The organism is Streptomyces sp. SID13666 (assembly GCF_010548325.1).
In the GTDB taxonomy this organism is placed as follows: domain Bacteria; phylum Actinomycetota; class Actinomycetes; order Streptomycetales; family Streptomycetaceae; genus Actinacidiphila; species Actinacidiphila fildesensis.
In genome coordinates this window covers 100,960-121,604 of the sequence record NZ_JAAGLX010000002.1, presented here as the reverse complement: position 1 = coordinate 121,604, position 20,645 = coordinate 100,960, and the positions used below count along the sequence as shown (strand labels likewise).

Annotated in this window: 20 protein-coding genes and 2 pseudogenes; 9 read left to right on the top strand and 13 right to left on the bottom strand. The window is 67.9% G+C overall.

Annotated elements, in window-relative coordinates:
• Positions 1 to 211 precede the first annotated feature (211 nt).
• The 5 genes and pseudogenes from G3I60_RS05475 to G3I60_RS05455 all read right to left on the bottom strand — a co-directional run.
• Positions 212 to 573 (bottom strand): annotated as a pseudogene (locus G3I60_RS05475) (transposase family protein); the annotation flags it as partial.
• Positions 574 to 1,265: 692 nt separating this feature from the next.
• Entirely contained in the window at positions 1,266 to 2,018 is a 753-nt protein-coding gene (locus tag G3I60_RS05470; RefSeq protein WP_164606744.1) for a hypothetical protein, read from the bottom strand.
• A gap of 267 nt (positions 2,019 to 2,285) precedes the next feature.
• Positions 2,286 to 3,524, bottom strand: coding sequence for a tyrosine-type recombinase/integrase (locus G3I60_RS05465; protein ID WP_164606742.1), 1,239 nt, complete (start codon positions 3,522 to 3,524; stop codon positions 2,286 to 2,288).
• A gap of 162 nt (positions 3,525 to 3,686) precedes the next feature.
• Positions 3,687 to 3,851 (bottom strand): DNA-binding protein, encoded by a 165-nt coding sequence (locus tag G3I60_RS05460; protein ID WP_164606740.1) that lies wholly within the window; start codon positions 3,849 to 3,851, stop codon positions 3,687 to 3,689.
• A gap of 258 nt (positions 3,852 to 4,109) precedes the next feature.
• The gene (locus G3I60_RS05455) at positions 4,110 to 4,334 is read right to left on the bottom strand and encodes a hypothetical protein (RefSeq protein ID WP_164606738.1); all 225 of its coding nucleotides are present in this window, start codon (positions 4,332 to 4,334) and stop codon (positions 4,110 to 4,112) included.
• Positions 4,335 to 4,583: 249 nt separating this feature from the next.
• Here G3I60_RS05455 and G3I60_RS05450 point away from each other — a divergent pair, with 249 nt between their 5' ends.
• From G3I60_RS05450 to G3I60_RS05440, 3 genes are all read left to right on the top strand, one after another.
• Positions 4,584 to 5,252: a sigma-70 family RNA polymerase sigma factor gene (locus G3I60_RS05450; RefSeq protein ID WP_164606736.1), complete on the top strand. Its 669-nt coding sequence runs from the start codon at positions 4,584 to 4,586 to the stop codon at positions 5,250 to 5,252.
• Between the two features lie 67 nt (positions 5,253 to 5,319).
• Positions 5,320 to 5,625 carry a hypothetical protein gene (locus G3I60_RS05445; protein ID WP_164606734.1) on the top strand — a complete coding sequence of 102 codons (306 nt, stop codon included), beginning with the start codon at positions 5,320 to 5,322 and terminating at the stop codon, positions 5,623 to 5,625.
• 40 nt (positions 5,626 to 5,665) lie between these two features.
• The gene (locus G3I60_RS05440) at positions 5,666 to 7,237 is read left to right on the top strand and encodes a hypothetical protein (protein ID WP_164606732.1); all 1,572 of its coding nucleotides are present in this window, start codon (positions 5,666 to 5,668) and stop codon (positions 7,235 to 7,237) included.
• A 129-nt stretch (positions 7,238 to 7,366) separates the two neighbouring features.
• On the opposite strand, the pseudogene G3I60_RS05435 reads toward G3I60_RS05440, so the two are convergent.
• The 4 genes and pseudogenes from G3I60_RS05435 to G3I60_RS05420 all read right to left on the bottom strand — a co-directional run.
• Positions 7,367 to 7,729 (bottom strand): annotated as a pseudogene (locus G3I60_RS05435) (single-stranded DNA-binding protein); the annotation flags it as partial.
• A gap of 30 nt (positions 7,730 to 7,759) precedes the next feature.
• Positions 7,760 to 8,548: a peptidoglycan-binding protein gene (locus tag G3I60_RS05430; RefSeq protein ID WP_164606730.1), complete on the bottom strand. Its 789-nt coding sequence runs from the start codon at positions 8,546 to 8,548 to the stop codon at positions 7,760 to 7,762.
• Positions 8,549 to 8,626: 78 nt separating this feature from the next.
• Positions 8,627 to 9,256: a hypothetical protein gene (locus G3I60_RS05425; RefSeq protein ID WP_164606728.1), complete on the bottom strand. Its 630-nt coding sequence runs from the start codon at positions 9,254 to 9,256 to the stop codon at positions 8,627 to 8,629.
• Between the two features lie 25 nt (positions 9,257 to 9,281).
• Positions 9,282 to 9,899: a ParB N-terminal domain-containing protein gene (locus tag G3I60_RS05420; RefSeq protein WP_343241922.1), complete on the bottom strand. Its 618-nt coding sequence runs from the start codon at positions 9,897 to 9,899 to the stop codon at positions 9,282 to 9,284.
• A gap of 433 nt (positions 9,900 to 10,332) precedes the next feature.
• Here G3I60_RS05420 and G3I60_RS05415 point away from each other — a divergent pair, with 433 nt between their 5' ends.
• The 6 genes from G3I60_RS05415 to G3I60_RS05390 all read left to right on the top strand — a co-directional run bounded on the left by G3I60_RS05415 (position 10,333) and on the right by G3I60_RS05390 (position 16,076).
• Positions 10,333 to 10,890, top strand: a complete 558-nt coding sequence (locus tag G3I60_RS05415; protein WP_164606725.1) for a hypothetical protein — start codon at positions 10,333 to 10,335, stop codon at positions 10,888 to 10,890.
• An 80-nt stretch (positions 10,891 to 10,970) separates the two neighbouring features.
• Entirely contained in the window at positions 10,971 to 11,276 is a 306-nt protein-coding gene (locus tag G3I60_RS05410) for an Rrf2 family transcriptional regulator (protein ID WP_164606723.1), read from the top strand.
• Positions 11,273 to 12,226 carry a hypothetical protein gene (locus tag G3I60_RS05405; RefSeq protein ID WP_164606721.1) on the top strand — a complete coding sequence of 318 codons (954 nt, stop codon included), beginning with the start codon at positions 11,273 to 11,275 and terminating at the stop codon, positions 12,224 to 12,226. The genes G3I60_RS05410 and G3I60_RS05405 overlap by 4 nt, the downstream gene beginning before the upstream one ends.
• Positions 12,227 to 12,248: 22 nt before the next feature.
• Positions 12,249 to 13,046 carry a hypothetical protein gene (locus G3I60_RS05400; RefSeq protein ID WP_164606719.1) on the top strand — a complete coding sequence of 266 codons (798 nt, stop codon included), beginning with the start codon at positions 12,249 to 12,251 and terminating at the stop codon, positions 13,044 to 13,046.
• 193 nt (positions 13,047 to 13,239) lie between these two features.
• Positions 13,240 to 14,166 carry a hypothetical protein gene (locus G3I60_RS05395; protein ID WP_164606717.1) on the top strand — a complete coding sequence of 309 codons (927 nt, stop codon included), beginning with the start codon at positions 13,240 to 13,242 and terminating at the stop codon, positions 14,164 to 14,166.
• A 287-nt stretch (positions 14,167 to 14,453) separates the two neighbouring features.
• Positions 14,454 to 16,076, top strand: coding sequence for an AAA family ATPase (locus tag G3I60_RS05390; RefSeq protein WP_164606715.1), 1,623 nt, complete (start codon positions 14,454 to 14,456; stop codon positions 16,074 to 16,076).
• Positions 16,077 to 16,737: 661 nt separating this feature from the next.
• On the opposite strand, the gene G3I60_RS05385 is transcribed toward G3I60_RS05390, so the two are convergent.
• The 4 genes from G3I60_RS05385 to G3I60_RS05370 form a co-directional block, all read right to left on the bottom strand.
• Complete coding sequence (locus G3I60_RS05385; protein WP_164606713.1) at positions 16,738 to 17,598, bottom strand: hypothetical protein; 861 nt, start codon at positions 17,596 to 17,598, stop codon at positions 16,738 to 16,740.
• 318 nt (positions 17,599 to 17,916) lie between these two features.
• Positions 17,917 to 18,237 carry a hypothetical protein gene (locus tag G3I60_RS05380; protein WP_164606711.1) on the bottom strand — a complete coding sequence of 107 codons (321 nt, stop codon included), beginning with the start codon at positions 18,235 to 18,237 and terminating at the stop codon, positions 17,917 to 17,919.
• Between the two features lie 83 nt (positions 18,238 to 18,320).
• A complete protein-coding gene (locus G3I60_RS05375; RefSeq protein WP_164606709.1) occupies positions 18,321 to 18,698 on the bottom strand; it encodes a hypothetical protein in 378 nt (125 codons plus the stop codon).
• A 126-nt stretch (positions 18,699 to 18,824) separates the two neighbouring features.
• Positions 18,825 to 20,588, bottom strand: coding sequence for a hypothetical protein (locus G3I60_RS05370; RefSeq protein ID WP_164606707.1), 1,764 nt, complete (start codon positions 20,586 to 20,588; stop codon positions 18,825 to 18,827).
• Positions 20,589 to 20,645 lie beyond the last annotated feature (57 nt).

Genomic DNA, 20,645 nt, shown 5'->3' with positions numbered 1-20,645 from the left:
ATGCCACTCAAGCAAGCCTCTGCGAAGTTCCGAGCAAGGTGTATCGGTAGCCGATGACAGTGAGCCTTTTCCATCATCGCTCTGAGCTGGCTGGGCGCAGGGTGGGGACGGCTTGAACGAAGGCGGAGGCCGACAGATCAAACACCAGGCACCAAGGGCCAGCCAGAATACGAGTCAGGCCCCGCGTCGGGACGGCACACCCATACTCACAGCCGGAGTAGTACGGGCGGTCCGCGGCGATGCGATCGATGGGCAGCAGCGTGCCGTCCAGCAGGACGAAGGCTTTCGTCGACGCGGTGCGGGCGGCGTCGGCCAAGGCGGGCGCGAGGTCGGCCAGGAGGTCGATGGCCTCGGCGACGTAGAGGTAGGCGGTCGTGACTCCGACGCCGAATCCGGCAGCGAGCTGGGCGTAGGTGTGTCCCACGCGCAGGTGGGCGAGTGCGAGCAGGGCTCGGCGGCCCGCGCTCAGCCGCCGCCACCTGGACCCGATCGCACGGCGGTGCCGCCGCAGTTTTTGCGCGAGGAAGCGCAGCGTGGAGCTGGACACGTCGACGCGGACGGGTAGACCAGCATGCGAAGCCTCTGGTGGAGACGGTTCTCTTGGTCGAAAACTCATCTACCAGGGGCTTCACCCTGTTGTCAGCCCAACGGGCGGACTGCTGACGCAGGTTGGAAAAGGCTCAGTAGCTCGAAGCGGCCACGCCGATCAACGGAGCGGAGACAGAACCCGGCGTACAGGCCGACTCGTCCGCCCCCAAGGCTCTCTGATCAGCGAACATGCTGGTCAGGGGGCCTTTTTGGTGGGTCGGGGGACTTGGCCTCACCCCGGTCCACACCGGTTCAAACCGGCTCACGCGGCTACGTACGTAGCCATGAGAGTAGCCAGGACGAGTGAGGCCGGAGATGGGCAACGGTGCGACCAAGTTTGAGGCAGATGGCCTCTGTCCTGGGCCGATTGTGCTCCCCGCCGCCCTGCCTGGGTCTGCAGTGCAACCCCTACAGCTTGTACCTCTCCGTTAGCTTGCCGGACGGAGAGAACTCCCCGGGTCCGCCGCACGGCGACGGGCAGCAAGGGGGTCGGCAACAGCAGCGGGGCCGGGACCGTTTGCCGGCCTCAGCCCCACTGAGGTCACCCTTGTTGGCGATCTTGCCCGGCACGGCTGCACCGATGTCGAGGCCGTGGACCCGGCAACCGGGTGCGCGGCCCTAGCGTGCTGGGTGCCCGTACGGGGGACACTGCCGGGCGCCGCACGCCGGGACCACGTTCACGGGCGGGGCGATCCGTCTCCGGCGCCGGGCTCGGGGAGGCCTGCCGCCTTCCGGGTGTGGTACAGGGCCTCTTCCAGCAGGTCAGCTGCCTCGGTCCGCTGTTCGTCGTTGCCCGTGTACGGCACCCGGGCTGCCCTGGCCAGGGCCCGCACCGCTGCCCGGGCCTCTTGCGCCCATGTGGTGTCCGGGCCCGTCAGGTTCGTGTCCATGGCCTCGCACTCGCAGCCAACGAAAGAACACCCCGGCTGAGACAAACGTCCCGGGCAGCGCACCCAATCGGAGAGCACCTCGGGGTCGTCCTGGCCGAGCACTTCGGCGGCCGCTTCCGCCAGTCGACGGCCGTCGGGGAGACTGCCGGCGCGCGCGAGAGCCGTTCCCGCCACCCACAGCACTTCCCGTGCCTCGTCCCACGGGTCGTCGTCGTAGGCGCCCGCCAGCCTCCACGCAATGTCGGCCTGTTCCTGGATGGCCTGCCGCTCGGTCCGGGACAGGCGGCCATCGTTGTTGTAGATCAGCCCGTCCAGGCGCTCCGCCTCGGCGAGATAGGGCGCTCGCGCCCGCTCGGCCCGGAAGATGTCGTCCAGCCGGCTCACCGCCCACGCGAGACCCGCGGCGCGCACTGCGGCGTAGAGCACTTCGGAGGGCCGCAACGGGCGCCGATGCGGGCCTCGCAGCGCGGTGGTGTAGTTCACGCCGGTAGCTTGCTGGACCTCGCGGGCCCGCTGGGCGGCGGTGGGACGCTTGGGCATCGTGTGCCTTCCCGGACAACCCGCGCCTGTCCGTAGGCGGTTCTGCCGGTACGGAGGGCACGGATCTCGGAAGACCTTGGCCGAAGGGCTGACCCGGCGCGGGCGGGGTTCAGCACAGCGAGTGGCGTGCGTGGCTGCCGCAGGCACACTAGCAGGGCGAGCCCCTGCTCAGCGCCTTCGATGTCACCTCCTCAGGGAACTGGCGCCAGTTGAATACGCGAGCCCACCGGTACCGAGGCCGGAGCCAGCTAGGGCGGGTTGGGGTCGTCACGCCGCACTGGGGACGAGGGACAGCTTTGGCCGCGCCGTCAGGCTGGCGGCCACTGCGCCGTGCGTCTCGGCGTGGTCCTTCAGGAGATGGCTGTAGGTGCGCCGTAGCTCGTCGACGGAGTCGCCGACCCAAGCGGCCACCGTGTGCTCGGGGATCCCGTTCTGGAGACACGTGGAGATGAAGGTGTGCCGGAGGTCGTGGAAGGTCGGAAGGTTCCCGGTTTCATCCTTGATGCCCAGCTTCCGCAGCGCGGGTTTCCACAAGTCCTCGTTGAAGTAGTTGCGGCACATGAGGTTGCCCCGCGGCGTCCAGAAGAGCGCTCGTGCCGAGCCGCGGTTGCAGTCGGCGATCTTCTTCCTGTGTTCCCACAAGACGACCTCTGTCTCCCTGGGTTGGAAGCGCTCTATGTGCTCCGCCACGGCTTCCAGGAGGTAGGCGGGTGTGGGCACGTCCTTCGAGTTGAGGCGTGGGCTCGTCTTCAGACGGTTCACCAGGAGGCGCTTGTAGCCGGTCTCCTTGGTCTTGAGGAGCTGTCGGCGCACGGTGAGCAGGCTTCGGTTCCAGTCGATGACGTCGTTGCACACAGCGAACGCCTCTGCCTGCCGTGTGCCGCAGCCGAAACCGATCATGGGGATGAGGCGGTAGGGCGCCGGGAGCTCGTCGTGGATCGCCCAGCACTCGTCCGGGGTGAAGACGTACGCGGTGGATTCGCCCACATAGGGTCCGTCGACCTCGTATGTCGGATTGGCGGTGATCTTTCCGTTCTGGAGGGCGTCCTTGATGATCATCTGGAAGACCTTCCAGTGGCCCTCGGCCGTGGAGTTGGCGATGCTTTCGCGGGCCTCCATCTCTTGGATCCAGGATTCGACCTGGGCCTTCTTGATGGTCTTCAGGCGCTGTGTGCCCCATCGCGGGTTGAGGTGCAGGCGAATGGCTATCTCGTACTGCTCCAGGCTGGTCTCCTTTGCGCGGCGCCTGCTGAGCCAGTCAGCCGCCCACTGCCTGAAGGTGAGGTTCGCTTCGACAGGCTCTGGGGCCATGCCGGGAGTCATTCCGTCCAGAACGGCCTGGGCTTGGGCTTGAGTCAGGCCGGCTGAATCAAGAATCGAGGCTCGCGTGCGTTTGCCCTCACCGTTGGTGAGGTTGTAAGCCCAGCTATGGCTACATCCACCCTTTTTTGGCCTGTTCTGGTCGGGGCAGTCGCACCGCTTGTAGACAGTGGGCTTGCGTGCCACGGGATGCCTCTCGCGATCTCGTCGAAACTCAGGTGACTCCCTGGCCAGGGGAGTTGGACTGTACGTAGGTGCATCCATGGCTCGTCAAGCCGTGGGGCGGGGGGCAGGCCGGTCGGCGAGACCTTCTATTTGCAGCAATAGCGTCCGCTCGGGAGGTCGGAATCACTCCGTACGTGCATCGAGCCATGCTTCGAAATCGCGCTCCCGGACGCGAAGAATGCGGTCGCTGACGCGTACGACGGGGATGGACCATATTCTGTAGTTGTCGACCACGGTGCGTTTGGGGATTTCCATCCGCTCGGCGATCGTCTCGAAACTCAGCAACACGTTGGAACCACCGCGGGGCATGGTTGTCCTTATCCACTCGAAGGCGCACCCGGACGGACCGTTACGGCCGGACGGAGCCGGTTTCGTTCAGACCGGCACCGGTAAGTACGTGCGTCACCGAAATCTGTTACACCCAGGGGGAGTCCAGCGTCGCGACGCTGTCTTGGCGGCGACCAAGGGCGTCGACTGGGCTGGCGGCTCAGGGAGTGGGGTGGCCCGGCGATCGGTGCGCGGCCGGATGGTGTGGACGGCTGACTGCTACGTCTGCGGGCTCGCTGGGTGCCGGCGCGGGTTGGGGTAGATGCGAATGACCTCTTGGGTCGGGCCTTTACCGCGGGTGCGCAGGACGCCGCGGCGGCGTCCCTCGCGCACGAGGAGAGTGGCGGCCTGGGCGTCGACGCTGATGTGCTGGGCGGCGACATCGTCGAGGGAGATCCACTCCTCGAACGGCAGGAGCATCAGCGCCCGGTCGGTCGCACTCATGGGGGTGGATCCTTTCGCTTCGGGTCTTGGCGGCATCGGGTTGCTCTCCCGACGGCCACTCGCACCGTATAGCACGGCTCGCGTCGCGAAAATTCGTGCACTCGTTCTACTTGGGTCGAAGATCGCCGGTTATGCTGGCTCGGCGCCGAATCGGAAGATCGTCCTCCTCCTGTGAAGGAGCGGTAGAGGCGGTCCCGGGGGGCGGCGCAGTGGATCAGCGCAGCACTGGCTCTTGGGGGGACATCGCGCGTGAACGATATTCTGGAAGCCCTGGTGAAACGCGCCGCAGCAGGCGGCGCGGACGGGGCCGACGCCATCGCGGCGTTGTACGACGAGCTGACGGGCACCGTCTACAACTGGGTCCGCTTCTACGTTCGGGATGCTCACGTTGCGGAAGACCTGAGCCAGGAAGTGTGGCTGAAGGTCGCCCAGAACGTCGGTAAGTACCGAGCCGGATCGAACTTCCATGCCTGGCTGCGCACGATCACTAAGAACACTGCCCTCGACTACCTGCGGGCAGTGCAGCGTCGCCCCTCCGAGGTTCTGTACGCCGATCACCTTGAGCTCGACCGGCCTCGTGTTGGGCAGGGGCCCGAGGAGTACGCGGAGAGGCGTGCGCTGGCTGAAGCTGTCGCGACGCACCTGCACAAGCTGCGGCCTGAGCAGCGCCAGGTCCTGGTCCTGCGGTTCTTCGAGGGGGAGAGCTCCGGGCGTACCGCGGAGATCATGGGGAAGACGGACGGAGCTGTGCGTACATTGACGGTACGGTCGCTGCGTAAGCTCGCCGAGGTCATGCCGACCGGGGAATCCTCCTCTCAGGTGGTTGAGGAGCTACTGACCGCGGCAGTGGGCAGAGGCAAAGTTGTTGGTACACGGGTTGAAACACGAGAGGCTAGGGCGCATGTCGCGACGCGCTGACCAGAGCGATCGCCTGGAGAGGGCGTTGGACGGCGGGCCTATTCCTCACGATGAGGAGACCCAGCGGATGCTGGCCGCTGCCGGCACGCTGCAGCCCGACGAGCGACGCGATCCCGCGCGGGTTCGGGCCGCCAAGGAAGCCATGCTTCGTGCGTATGCGCATGCCCAGAATCCGCCGGAGGCTCGGGACGATGCCGGCACGGACGATGGCCTGGAGGAGCCCGAGATCCACCGCCAGGAGATTGACCTGCCCGGGGGCGGCCAGCTCGTCCTCAGCGACATCGAAGCCATCACCCCCGAGCGGGCCGAGGCGACGCGGGCCCGTATCGCGCGCATTCTCCAGGGCAGTGAAGAAAGAGATCGGCTGAGTTGACCAGCGCCATATCCGGCGGCCCGACCGAGGGGAAGCGGTCGTGACTGGTTCCCTGCCGCCCATCAAGATCCACGTTCTGGACCCGGACGAGAACGGCGACGATGTTGCGCTCACCGATGTGGGCGTGGTCACCCTCGACGGCGAACGTCACCTGTTCCTGAGCCCGCAGAGCTTTTACTCGGCCGTGCGACAGGTCAGCGCCGCCATGCCAGACCTGCCGATCGAGCAGGTCGAGCGCCTCGTGCGCGACCACTGTGACTTCAAGGACTTCGACGAGCTGCTGGCATCTCCCGCTGAGCCCGCTCCGCCGGTCGATCAGCCACCGTCTTCTCTTGAGGCGCCTGCGGCCCCCGCCCGCGTCGGCGCTGGCCGGGCGAAGAACTGGGCCGTCGCCGCTGCTCTGCTGCCGTCCCTCGTCGGCGCCTGGGCACTGGGCCACTACACCGGCAGTAATGAGGCGCCGACAGCAGCGAACACGCCGGCCGCGAGAGCTGGAGACAGTTCGTTTGCCGACAAGAACCTTGGGCCCGAGCCGTTCACGGCCCGCGACTTCACGGCTTTCTCCGACGCGGGGAAGATCGACTGCAACCCCATCGACAACCTCGAAGCGGAGTGCACCGACTCCGACGGCATGGTGATGGCGACCAAAGCCGCTACCGGTCCGGACAGCACGATCTTCACCTTCAGCTACGGGTCCGAAGGCCTGGTGCTGCGGATCTTCGGGGATGCCAAGTACGCCGAGACCTGGAGCCAGCAGGACGCGTCCAAGCAGCTGTACCCGAACATGGTCCGCTCGGGCCGGTACGTGCTGTGGGGAACAGATAAGGCGCGGATCGCGGAGTACCTGGAGCTGCTGAACACATCGTCAGCGAGGAGAACGCTGGGATTCGCGGATCCGCTGCCGCCGCGGTTGGCCGCTCTCACGCTCGGGACGCTGGGCCTGGACGAGTCCGACGTGCAAGCGATCCTGGTCGCTCCTCAGGGTTCTGCCGGCGACGGCCCCGTGCAGATCGCAGCTCGCGCCGTGCTGGGCGTGGGCGACGGGATGCGACCCGCGGAACCGGGTGCCGACGACATTGTGGCGATCGCGGCTGGGCTGGATGGGCCGCCCGGCTCGGACAACGGGTCGGTGCCGCGTGGGGGCGGCGGTGTGGTGCAGATCGTCTCCGATCCGGTTCCGGCGAAGGTCGACTCGTCCAACGAGCCGCCGGAACCCACGGCCCCGAAGCCGATCGCTACGTCTGATCCGCAGCCGACCGACGGCGGTCAAACAAAGCCTCCGGACCAGGAGAAGCCTGCGCCGCTTCCGGACCCGGCCCCCAAGCCGGAGGATCCGAAGCCTGAACAGCCGACGAAGCCGGTTGAACCGGAGGAGCCGGTGACGGCTCCCATTGACCCGTCGCCGCAGGTCACCGAACCGCCGGCGCCGCCCCAGGAGCCGGACCCCGCTGAGCCGCTGCCCCCCGCCGTGGACGGCGGCGCCCCGGTTGGAGAGACACCCGACGCGGGAGAGCAGCCGCCCGCGGGCGGAGCGGCTGATGACGGTGAGGACCAGGAGGACGGCGGGGAGTTGCTGGTCCTGCCGCAAGCTTGGATCGCACCGGCCGCATAGCGGGACGCGCCGCGCAGGGGAGACCCTGCGCGGCGCGTCTGTCGTCGGAGGTGTTCAGAAGGGCGGTTCGGTGGCCCACTGGTCGTCGGCGACCAGGCCCGCGGCCGGGGCGGGGACTGAGGGCTGCCTGCTGGCCTTAGTGACCTTGGCGGTGGCGTTCTTCAGGCTCGCGCCGACTTCTTCGACGTCGAGTTCGTACACGGTGCGACGGGTGCCTTCGCGGTCTTCGTAGGAGCGCTGCTTGAGGCGGCCCTGCACGATGACGCGCATGCCGCGCTGGAGCGACTCGGCGACGTTCTCCGCGGCCTGCCGCCACACCGAGCACGTCAGGAACAGGGCGTCGCCGTCCTTCCACGCGTTGGACTGCCGGTCGAACGTGCGAGGAGTCGATGCCATGCGGAACTTCGCCACCGCCGCGCCCGCCGGGGTGAACCGCAGCTCGGGGTCATCAACGAGGTTCCCTACGACGGTAATGACGGTCTCACCTGACATGCCGTTCCTTCCTTCGGTGGGGGGCGGGGCTCAGGAGAAAAGGATCTTCCAGGTCAGCGGGCCGGGCAGGCCGTCCGCGTCACCACGCAGCTCACTGCGCGACCGCTGGAAGTCCGCGACGTTCTCACGATCCGCGTCCGACCACTTGGCCCCCGGGCCCTGCACGTAGTGCTTGCCGAAGCCCTTGGCGACCAGCCTCTTGCCCAGCTGGGTGACGAAGGCGTTGTTCGCGCCGGGACCGAACTTGTCGCGGCCAGGGAAGGGCGGAGGTGTCGGAGTGGGGGTCGGCGTCGGAGTGCCGCCCGGCCGCGGGGCGCCCTTCTGTACCCAGGCGTACAGCGGGCCGCCGGGGCAGTCGGTGGCGTAGCCATCGCGGTGGCCGCGGATCTCGCTGCCCGCACCGCCGCTGGCGCGCAGCCACTCGATGGCGTCACGCAGGCCGCTGAGCTGTGCGGTCGTCGGAGAGGTGAGGCCCGAATCGCCGACCATGGCGCACACCGCGTAGTGCGCCTTGTTCAAATCCTGATTGCCGTTGGCGCCGGTCTTCTTGTGTGCGCCGCGGCCTTCGTAGACGTAGCCGTGCGGGCAGACCATCGCGTTGTACGCGATGTCGGAGTAGTCCTCCTGTGAGTTGGCGAGGTGGCTGGCCTGGATAGCGCGGACGCGGCCGGCGCACTGGGTGTGGTTCTCCGGGCGTGCGAGGGAGGCCGGCACGTTGGTGCCCTCGTAGTGGACCTTCACGCCTCTGGTGTTGGCGATGTAGACCAGGTCATATCGAGAGGCGCGGGCGCCCCACTGGGATCGGGTGACGAACTGCATGTCGGAGTCCTCGCATCGTGTGTGTCCGTTGGCGGAGGTGCACGATGCAGGGGCCGGGGTGCTTAGGTCGCGGGCTGCCTATTCGAGGATTTCCGCGTCCGCGATCGGCGGCGCGTCGAGTTCCGGGTAGGTGATGGCGTGCAGGCTGATTGCGAGGCGTTCCGCGAGGTCGCTGGCGTCATCGTCGGGGTCGTTCTGCAGCGGGCCTTGGTCGCTGGCGTTGATGAACGTGACGATGGCGTCCTTGCCGTAGTGCTCTCGGTGTTGGCGCTCCAGGTACCAGGCGTCAGCGCGCCAGTCCGGGGCCGTGCGGTCCTCGGTGATCTCCTCGACGACCTGGTTGGTGATGGGGTCGCGCAGGCGGCGGGTGACGACCTTGGTGACGATGCCGCCGTCGGCGACCCGGCGGATGTTGGCGACTGCGCGGACGGCGGCGGCGGCGCGGGCCTGGCGGACCTTCTCGAACAGCTCGACGTAGGCGTCCATGTCCGGGTCGGGTGTGCCGCCGGCCTCGCGGGCTTCGGACTCGACGCGGCCGTGCTGCATCCAGCCCATGAAGCTGCTGCGGGAAACACCCGCCATTTCGGCGGCGACCTCCACAGCAACGCCCATGCGGGAGGCGTTGACCAGCCGTGCTTCGACGTCCTCGGACAGAATCCGGGGCCGTCTCTGTACGGGCGGCCTGCGCGGCTTGCGGCGTCGAGACATGGCGGGAACCTAGCGGTGTTGGGGGTCAGCGTCCGGGCGCGAACAGGTGGCTGCATTCGGGGCAGCAGACCATGCGTGTCCGCCCGTCGTCGTCGGGGCTGAGGCCGCGGATGTCATCGTCGGCGTCGTCGAAGACCGGTGCGGGCGCGTCCTGGTTGATGGCACCTGGCAGGGCTTCGGGGTCGACCTGGCGCAGCAGGTCGTCCATCTCCTCGTCGGTGATGGCGAGGGAGTCGAACAGGGCGGCGTCGTTGGTGACCAGGTCTTCGAGGATGGCCGCGAGAGGTTTCGGGTACCAGCCGCCTCGTTCGGTCAGGCGGTTGAGCTTGATGATGAGCGCTTCGGCTTCAGCGTCGGTGCGAGAGTTCCAGCCGCGCAGGAGGGGTACGAGCCAGCCGCCGTCCTCATCGAGGAGTAGGCCGTCGGGCAGGGGGTTGCCGCGGATCTGGAGCTCGATCAAGGCTTCGCGTCTGCCGTGGCCGGCGATGATGCGCTGGGTGCGTTCGTCGGCGACCGCGGGCTCCACGAAGCCGTGCAACCGGATGCTGTCGATGAGGAGTTCGAGTTCGTGCTTCTTGGGGTTGCGCTCGGCCGGGTGGAGATCGGCCAGGGGGACGTAGGCGATCCAGCGGGGTGCGGTCACGGCGCGAACGGGTCCTTTCGGTATCGGGGGTGGCCGGCTGCTGGCGGGGTCCGCGAGCCCGCGGACTTCTACCGCGGCGCCCCGTCTCGCGTTCGGGGTATGCCGTCATGGCCGGGCCCCGTCAGCAGCCGGCCCGGCAACGCCCCGGTTCCGGATGGGGTGATGCCGGGGTTCCGTCTCGGGATGCCAGGCCGTCGGCAGGGAGGCGGAGCCGTCGCGGACGGTAGAGCGACGGACGGGCTTGTGTCCGGTTGCTTGCTCCTACCTCGTGCGGCGCTCGGTGCTGTATGGTTCGTTTTGGCCGAGAGAGCAACTCAGCCAGCCGGGCCTAGGTGTAACGCCTTTGGGCTACTCGACGTACGTATGAGTGCCCCGTTATCCCCACCCGGACCACCCAGTTCCGGGATCCCACCCCGGGGACGAGAGGGACGTCATGTCGCACGACAGCACCACCCCTGACACGGACCTGAGCCTTGGCGAGCACGCCATCATCGCCGCCGCCACCAAGCTCCTCGGCGAGCACATCGCCCCCGTCCTGTCAGCGAAGACCGACGCACCCCGGGCGTTGCTCCTGGACGCGTACGACAGCCCTGACGCCACCAAGAGCGTGGACGCCAAGGTCGACGGGGTCGCCGTCGGCACCTACACCGTGGCGTTGACCCGCCCGAAGTTCCAGATCGGCGACATGGGTGCCTTTGAGGCACTGGCCACCGAGCACGGCGAGATGGAAATCATCGTCCGCGTGAGGCCCGCGTTCGTCGAAGCGATGCTCAAAGCCGCGGCGTGGGACAAGTCCACCGGCACGGTCGTGCACAAGCAGACCGGCGAGATCCTGCCCGGGATCACGTACGTCCCCGGTGGGACGCCCAAGGGCGTGACGTTCTCCTGGAAGACCGATGGCAAGGACACCCTGTACGAGGCCATCCAGGCGGGCAAACTCAACCGCCTTCTGCGGGATGTGCCCATGCTCCCTGCCCCTACGGGCGAGTGACCTCCCCCTCGCCCCGTTGTGAACTTCCCGGCCGCGCCCCCTGGGCGGCGCGGCCGGGCCGCACCCAAGGAACACCACGCATGGATGCCACGCTCATCAATCCGCCTCCCGCTCACACCCGCCTTGACCCCGCACTCGCGCACACCATGTCCGACCGCGCGTTCCGGCTGTACGCCTCGCTCGTCCTGCACGGCCGCACGGAGTGGACCAGCGTGTCGGCGGTCGCCCAGTGCGTGGGCATGAGCAACCACCAGGTGCGCGGATCGCTCGCCGAACTGCGGGGATCTGGACTAATCCGCTCGCAGCGCAAGTACGTAACCGGCGCGAGCGGTCGACGGACCTCGCAGGTCTCCGTCCGCCTCACCGATGCAGGGGGCCCGGCGTGAGTCGTTCAGCTCCCCGCATCAACCGGCGGCACCGCTTCGTTCAGGTAGAACGTGCCACCGTCCGCGATGACGGGATCTCCTTCCGGGCCCTGGGCGTGCTGACGTACCTCCTCGATCAGGCCGAGGAGTGGCAGGTCCGTTCCGACAACCTCGCGTCCGGCCGCAAGCGCGAGGGCCGTGACGCGATCCGCAAGGTGCTGCACGAACTGGCAGCGTCCGGCTACTACCGGCTTGAGCGCCGCCGCTACCTCGACGGCACCAACGCCATGGGCACCGCCATCAGCGAGTACCCCGTTGCCCAATGGGTAGCCGACTACCTCACCTTCGGCAAGAAGCTCGAAGCGCCCGTGATCGAGCAGAGGGACGGCACCTGGCTGGTGGTGTACCCCGACGGCTCCCACGGCGTTGACGGGTTCACCGTCGAAGCCGCAGCCCCGGTAATGAAACCCGTCAACGCCGCACCCGCCCAGAAGCCTCCTACCGCGTCGCGAGAGGCCGCCGGGAGGAAGACGCCGCCGGCGGCCGTCGCATCCGCTGCCGCGAAGCACACGAAGGGCGTTCAGCAGGAGGAGGGCGAATCCCTCGCCGCCACCGCGGAGCAGGTGGCGGCCTGGTGGTGGGGAGACGCCGAGAGACGCATGGGCGCCTACGTCGGAGCCAAGGGCGGTTACGTGGGCATGCGGAAGATGGTGCAGCGGGCGCTGGAGAAGCAGTACACGGCGCGGCAGTGCGCGGACGCCCTGAGAGAAGCGGGCCAGCACTTCCCCAGCGCTCAGCAGTGGCAGAAGGCGCTGTCGACGGTCACCGGCCGCCAGATCCCGGCGGCACGTAGCGGTGGGCGCGCCGCAGCGTACAGCGACGACGCGACGTGGGGCGGTTCGGTCCCTCGGCTCGCCCAGGTGCCCGCCCCCGATGAGGACGACGTGCAGTTCGCCGTCGTAACCACCTGACCGGAGAACGGAGATGTATCCCGTGACGATGACCTTGGACCGCGACCGCATCATCCCTGAACGCGAACCGCGCCCTCTGGGCGCGATCGTCTCCCAACGCATGCTCGACGCCATGCGCCGAGGCGGCGCGGACTTGGCGCAGCTCGGGGTACCCGCGACCGCGGAGGAACCCGGGCCGCTGTGGACCGATGTTGCCGAGCCCCAGGCCCGCGCGCGTGCGGCGATTTGGAGGAACAGCGTGATGGAAGCTTCGCACCACGACTACCTGAACTGGCGGTTGGCCGACCTGGACGCGGCCCAGAAGCCGAACGTGCTGCGTGGGTGGCTCACTTCCCTGGTAGAGGCCAAGGAACGCAAGGGCCGGCCCGGCACCCTCCACCTGATTGCGCCCGGCCGCATCGGCACTGGCAAAACCACCGCGCTCGCCGCGTTGGGGAACGAGGCGAGCGCCGCGGGCCTCCTGGTCCGCTTCATCAAGCACCCCACCTACGTATCGTGGCGCCGTCCCGACGGGGCGCCGGGGGAATCCACCGGATACCGGGTCCGCAAGCAGCACGTCGAATGCGATCTCCTGATCCTGGATGAGCTGTGCGGTGAAATGGACGGACTGGCCACGGAGTTCGTGCGGCGCGAGACCGTCGACCTCATCGACTCGCGCCTGTCCGCAGGCCGCCCCACCGCGTTCTCCACCAACCTGAACCGGCAGCAGATCACCGCGGTCCTCGGCGAGCGCCTGCTGTCGAGGATCGAGGACCGAGCCCACCTGGTGAAGATCGAGGGGCCGGATCGCCGCGCTCCACGCAAGCCCCTGGATTGGTGACCAGATGGTGCAAAGCCGTCAGATGCCGATGGCCTGGGCGGCTTTAGCATCATGGCGCCGGTTAGTTGAGGCGCGACAGGGCCCTATTGCTTTATCGTTTGGTCGACTCGATGGTCGATGAGCATAGGCCGCCGGGTACACCCGAACCGAGAGGTCTCTTGTGCCTAAAACTCCCACCGTTCGCTTCATCACCATGGGCGAGCGCAGCCTCAACGAATGGCATCAGTACCTGCAATGGGGCACCGCCGCCTCTGGATTCGGCATGATGCTCGCCTCCTTCTTCCAGTTGTACTGGGCGGCGGTCATGATCGGTTTCCCCCGGCCGGCTGGCGGCGCTGTGGCCCTGGCACTGGAGATACTCCTCGCCTGCGTGGCGACGGCCGTCACCACCATCCCTAAGCCGAAGTCCAATGGCGCCAAGGGCTACTACTGGTCCCTGTGGGCGATCTTCGCGTTCCTACTCATGATCTCCATCTCGGGCAACGTGGGCCACGCACTGATCTTCCTGTCCGCGAAGCTGGAGTCCGGCGAACTGCCCGTCCTGGTATCCGAGCACAAGGCGGTCCTCTTCGTCGTCGGCGCCGCGATCGCAGCGATGGTTCCCCTTGGCGGGTCCTTTGGTCTGCACGTGTCCGGCTTTGTCCGGGCGCACGGCGCAGGCGCGGACTGGACCGACAGCGCTGGCAGCGCGGCCCTGGTAGATCCCGTGAGCACCCCCGCGGTACGCCCGGTCTCCGCCCAGGGGGCGGTGACTCCGCTGAAGAAGGCGTCGCCCGCCGTCGAGGTGACGAGTCCTGCGCCGACGACCGCCACGATCCCCCTGCCGCGGCCGGAGCCGCAGTTCGCGAGCGAGGCCACGGCATCGGCGATTGTCGTCCCGTCGGAGGAAGAGCTGTACGCGGAGTACAAGCAAGCGCGGATCGTCGGCGAGTCCCACCGGTTCGAGCCGGGTGGCGATCTCACTGGGACCGCGCTGGGCGAGCGCATGAATCAGTCGGCTGGCAACGGCCGCAAGCGCAAAATTCGCTTCGAGAGTAGCTATGAGGCAGAGGCCGCCGAAGCCGCTGGACATGGGGTTGAGCGGACGAACCTTCCTTCCGGGTCAGCCCGCGCCTCCTGACGCTCTCCCTTGTCCACCGCGGCGGCGGGCGCACCCACTGGGGCGCCCGCCGTTTGCGTGAGCGGACCGCCGATGACCACCTGACCACCTGACCACCTGGACTTCCGAGACCCATGACCGGTTGCCCGCCGCGCGTGCTTCCGCGGCCGTTCTCCTCCCGCAGTGTTGATCCAGCAACCCCAGCACTGCTATACTGTACAGCGGTGAGCACCGCGAGAGCTTAGGCCCTCGTACGGCGCACCATCCCGGCAGAGCAACCCGGGAACACCCGTACGAAAGGCCCTGTCATGGCTGGAATCATCGCGCCCCAACGACCCCGCACCACCATCGTCCCCACCGGCAAGCCGAACCCCCCGATCGTGCTCCTCGCGGGCGGAGAGAAGACCGGCAAGTCGTACGAGGCCGCACTCGGCTCCGCATCGGAACTGATCGGCCGCACCCTGTGGATCGAGTTCGGCGAGAGCACCGCCCACTACTACGGCGGCGTACCTGGTGCCCGGTACGAGATCGTCCCCCACGACGGGAGCTATCAGGACCTCCTCGACGCGATTCGCTTCGCCGTCGCACAACCGCGAGGTGACGATGGCCGGCCGAACATGATCGTCATCGACTCCGTGACCGCCCTGTGGGACCTGCTCGGTGACGAGCAGGCACTCTTCGCGCGCCGCCGGGCGAACAACAGGGCCGCGAAGAACAAGCAGGCAGCACCGGGGCTCGACGACCCGGTGACCATCGACCACGACCTGTGGAACCGGGCGAAGGACCGATGGGGCGAAGTGCTGTGGCTCCTACGGCGGCACGACGGTCCCGTCATCCTGTGCGCACGGCTGGAAGAGGTCACCGCGTTCGAGAACGACCGGCCCACCCGCAACAGCGTGTGGAAGGTCAAGGCCGAGAAGAACCTCCCGGCTGTCGTCGACGCGATCGTGCAACTGCGCGGCCTGGGTCAGGCGCACCTGACCGGTGTTCGGTCCCTGCGCCTGCCCTACCGCCCGGACGAGAACCGCAGGTACGCCAATTTCAGCATCGACAAGCTCCTTCGCGACCTAGGACTGCAAGAGGCCGCGGTCTCACGGTCACAGACCGAGATCCGTCCGGATGCCTATATCGAGGAGTACGCGCAGGAAGCGGAGAAGCAGCGGGCGGCGGAGCCGGAAGCTCCGCGTAGCCAAGACCGTCCCGTGCTGACTTCCGACGAAGCCGCGAACCTCATCCGAAGCGCGTTGACCGATTCCGCGGATCCGAAGGATGCCCTGCTCGCACTTCGCGAACGGTTTGGGACTCTCCTCTTGGGCCAGGTCAAGACGAACACCAAATGGGGCATCATGAGCGCCAATTCCCTCATCTCCAGGTCGCTGAATCATCTGAGCGAAAGGGCCAGTCAGGCAACTCCCAGCGTCCCGGCGCCGCCCGGCCCCGAAGCCGGACAGAGCGGCGCTTCCGTCTCGGAACCGTCCGACCCGCCGGAACTGTCGGAAGAGGCGCCGCTCAGCGACGAAGAGGTGCCGGCGGACCCGCAGGCCGATATCCGCGACGACCCCGACGATGCCGATAGCGTCCCTGCAGGGGAGGAGCCGCAGATCGTCCAACCTGCCACACCACCGCCGCCGAAAAGGATCCGCAACCAGGACAAGGCCATGGCCGCCCTCTTGGCCGAGGCGGATCTACAAGCACGCGTCCTGTCGCTGCCCCTGCAAGAGCATCTGGCCCCCCTCATCAAAGAAGGCGCGGGTCCCGAAAGCATCGAGGTATTCGATCTGTACGCCTTCGCGAAGGCCGCCAAATCCGACGTAGTCGGAGTGCTCATCAAATCTGGAGATATGAAGACCGCCAACGCTTACACCAATGCACCGTTCCCGGATCCGAACGTTGCGGTGGTCTTCGCCGAGTGCGCGATGCTCGCGGCGTGACGTGACGTGACGCGCGCCCGGTTGGTCATCACGGTCCCGGGCGCGCGCGGCACGCCCGGGACTGCCCGTCACGTCACGTCACCTGGCGCGCCGCGCACCACGGATGGGCGATGCGTTGCGTCGGTCCGCAACAGGCGCGCTCGCCTGATCACCAGGGCGCGCCGCTCCAGAGGGCGGTCGCGTTGAGGGCGCGCCCCGGATCCGTCATACCGGAGCGCGCCCACTTCAGCGTAGGCACCCGGCAACGATCGAGGGAGCGCCGACCGGTCGCGCGGCAGGGGGCGGTCCTCTCGTCCCACGGCGCGCGGGGCGCGCCCCGTACCGGGCCGTCCGTCGTCCGCGCGAGCGCACCAAGCGCGCCCGGAGCGCCACTGAGCAGTGGCGCGCCTCGGAGGCCGAACGGGCGCGCCACGCGGACCGCGCCCCGGATGTGGCGGGCGCCGGCGCGGTGCGCGCCCATACGGTCAGGGCGCGCCCCGTCGATCGGCGCTCCAGCCGGGCGTGCCCTTGAGATGACCGGCGGGCGCGCTTGGAATCCGATCCGATCGTGACCGCGCGCGATCACGCGCGCGTGCGCGGGCGCGCCTGCGCTCGCAAGAAGCGCGCCTGGAGGGCGCGCTTCATCACGGGCGTGAGGGGGCGATCGGTGGGCGCGCGGTGATCAAACCGATCGGCGATCGGACGCAGGCGCGGCGGGCGGTGCGTCGCCGGCGCGCTTGTTCCTGCGGGCGCGCTTGCGGTCTTCCTCCCGCTTGACGCGCGCTTCCTCCCTAACGTTGGCGAGCAGTTCGAGGAACCGCTTTGGGTTCTCCTTCGCGAGCAGGCGCATAGCCTGATTGCGGAAGTTCGGTGCGGCAGGCATGCGGCCCTGGCGGGCGCTGTCCGCGTCGATAACGAACTGGAGGAACCGCATCTCGCTTTCCAGCCGGCTGCGGAAATCCCGGACGCGCGCTTCCGTGGTGCTGCGGGAGTCCCCGTCTGCGGCCGGAAGATACGGGGCGGGCTCTTTCACCATGCGCTCGGATGCTTTGCGCGCCCTAAACGCGAGGGCAAAGGAGCGGAAGGCGAGTGCCTGTGCGCGTCGAGGGATGGGGCGGGTGCGCCCGGAGCGGTCTTGTACGAACCCCGCCCACTCTTCGGCGAACGCCTTATCGTCGAGTTGTTGCAGGTATTCGATCTCGTCCTCTGCCAGTTCCGCGATCACTGCTTCGAGTGGCTGCGCCGCGGCTTTGATCCGACTGCGGAAGTCGGTGACCCGATTCTGGTATTCACGGTCTGGTTCGTCAGCTTCTGGGGGCAGGTAGGTCTCCAGGCCGCGACGGACTTTATCCACCGTGTCCAGGGTGCGGCCCACAACCTGCGGGGAGCGGAATGCAGCGGCCCATACGGCGGGGTCAGGCCCCTGACGGCGGTGCTCTCCCAGCACGAAGGCCGCCCAGTCTTCGGCGAATTCCTTGTGAGTGAGGCCGACGAGACGCTTGATCTCTGCGTCGACCTGCTCGGGGATCAGCGAATCCGCCATGCTGGGTGGTCCCTCCTGTGGATCTCGGCCCGTTGCTCTCGGGTGACGGGCACCTCGCGCATGCGCGGCGTGATCGGCATAGAGGTGGCCGCTTTGCTACCGAACCCACTGCGTGTGCCGGATCAACGCAGGAGCATCCGCTCCCCGGCCCTGAGCGCTCTACACGCGCTCAGTGGTCTCGTCGCCCTGATCACCGGCCACCCAGGACGAAAGACCTGAAACCGGTGGGGGCGACTCGACGTAGTGAGTTCGGCGGCGAAGCGGCCACCTCCTGCGGATGATACCCGCCCGGTTATGTGGCTACCGCTGGAACGGCTGCTATCCGGCCTCTACCGCCTTCGGACTGGTGGCTGACTCGATGGTCGGCGCCACCCCCGCGGGCTTCCACACCAGGTCGTAGGACGCCTGCGAGGCGGCAAGCACGGCCATGATCGTGGCCATCGTAGGGATGCCGTGGGTGAGCTGGGCCAGACCGCCGGTGCCCAGGACGGCGATCACGCCGGCGACGAGGGCGACTACGACAGCGACGACGCGCTTGATCGGCGCGGACCAGGCCGGCCGCTGGACAACGGCGGTGAGGAGCGGAAGGAGGGCGCCGATTTCCGCGCCGGTTCTGACGGTGCTGAGCGTGCTGGTCATGGTGGGGATCCCCTGTGTCTGTCGATTCATGCGGACATGCGGGACCTTGCACGGTGGGGTGGGCTTATGTCTCGGGCAGACGTTCAGTCGCCGGAGGCGGGGCCTGCGAGATCCTCAGCGATCTCCGACGGGGGTGGGGGCGTGATGTGTTCCAGGCCGCGCAGAATTCGGACCAGGTCGCGGATGTACCGCAGGGCCGCGGCCTTCCAACGCCGGTCGACACGCTGCTGCTCTTCGAGAACATCAACTTTCGACTCCAGCACGGACAGCCGGCGGGCCATCTTGTCTTGCGCCTGGTCCTGCATCGTGACGAGCTTGCTGAAGCCCTCGGCGAGCGCGGTCATGGCGGCGTTGTCACCGGTGCGGCGGTTGGTGCGATAGGCCAGCCAGGCGCCGACCAGGACGCCAGCGGTGGTGATGGCCGGCGCGAGGATCGGAGCCCATGAGGTCATGGCCGTCATGGACGGACTCCTCGTCTGGTGGGTCGGGTGGGGGTGCGCGGGAGCCGGGGCCGGTGACGGCCCGCGGCTCCCCGCACGGCGAAATGTGTCTGCTCCCAGCGGCTTACGTCGCGTCCACCCCTGCCCTCAGTCGATGGGGAATCGGATCACTCCCAGGTCGAGGTAGCCGTTGCCTGCGGTCAGGGCGGTGACCGCACCGGCGGTGAGGCTTCCCAGTGCGACCGTGCCCGTCGAGCTGATGTTCAGGGTCAGCGAGGAGCCGTTGTTCGGCACGATGACGGCGAACTGCTGGATGTAGGTCAGGGGCCGGAATCCCTCGGGCAGGGTGAACAGGATCTCCCCAGTGACGGGGGTGGTCTTGGCCGTGCGCTTGCACAGGCCCCGCAGGCCAACGGTCTGATCGGGGTACAGCTTGGTGGCGACCAGGTCGTAGCCGCTGCCCCAGTTGCCCCAGCCGGTGCCGAAGGCGATGGTTGCCCATGCCTCGTGCCCGGTGCGGGCGATCCACCCGTTCTCAGTGACCGTCAGGTTGGCGTTCAGCAGCAGTTTTTCCCACTGGCCGTCATGGGCGGCCACGATGCCGTTGCTGCCCATCCGGAGGTGGGGGAAGGACTGGTTGCTGGGGATGAAGTTCCAGTTGCCGCCGACCGGCGTGACGGGTGGGCAGGTGGAGTGAATTTCCAGGCTGCTGCCGACATCGAGGACGTAGCGCACATCGAGGGCTCCGCTGGCATACACGTACTCGGCGTTGAGGTCGATGTGTGCGGTGTTTGCGTCGGACCACAGTTCCGCTGATGCCATGGGCCACGACGCTCCACCGGAGAACGCGTGAACCGTGCCGGCGGGCGACACAGGATCGGTCAGCTCGGCGGACATCAACGTGAGGCGACTGGTGTTGGCAGCGGCGTCATAGGTGGCGTAGGCGGCGGCTGGGCTCTTCTCCTGCGGCGACCCGGAGAACAAGCGGACACGGCCCGAAGCGAGTTGCTGATCGGTGCCCGGCACCGAGGTGATCTCGACCCGGCTGCCGGTCGACGCGGTGCGCAGAGTCGCGCCGTTGATCACGACGCCGTTGATGGTCTTGCCGTCGATTGCGTCGGCGGACAGTTTGTTGGCCGTGATCGCGCCGGCCTTGAGCTTGGTGGTGTCGATCGCGCCCGCTGAGATGTGGTCGGTCTGGATGGCGGCGGCCTGGATCTCGCGGGCTGTGACAGCCCCGGCGTCGATCTTTCCTGCGGTGATGCCATTGGCGGCGATCCGATCGGCGCCGATGGTCTCCTTGATGAGCTTGCTGCCGGGAACGGACTCGTCCTTGAGGGCGGCGGCCAGGTCCAGCAGCGCGGACAGATCCGGGTTCGCGACCTGCTTGGGAACACCAGTCACTGCGGCGGAGGGCATGCCGGTGACTTGGGCAGTGTTCACCGCGACCAGGCGCACCCACACCGCGCTGTACCCGTCGAGCGCGAGGGTGACGTTCGCGCCGGCTGGGTTACTGATGGACGACGCGATCGTCGTCGCGTCGGGGATGAAGTCCGCGGTCCCGCCGACGTGGACCTGAACGCGGGCGAAATCGAGCGGGGCCGCGTTGGCGTTTGCCCAGGTGCCGTCCCAGGTGACGATCAGACCGGCGAGGACCGGCTCCAGGACCGGTGCGGCCGTGGTCGGGGGTGGGGCGGAGTTGACCGGGACCATGCCGACCGTGCCGTCCGGCTGTACACCGATGGAGCCGCGCAGCGTGCCGTCGGAGTCGAAGACCTTGACGGCCCCGCCCTCGATCGACGTGTGCGAGGACTGCGAGGACCGCTCCAGGGCAACCAGGCGGCGGTCGAGGGAGTCGAGGAGGGTCGCCATCCGGCGGGCCGCGATCTGTTGGTCCAGGTCGTTGCTCATGGCCGGGCACGATGCGTGAGAGCACCGGTTAACGTCGCGCCCTGACCAGCCAGGTCA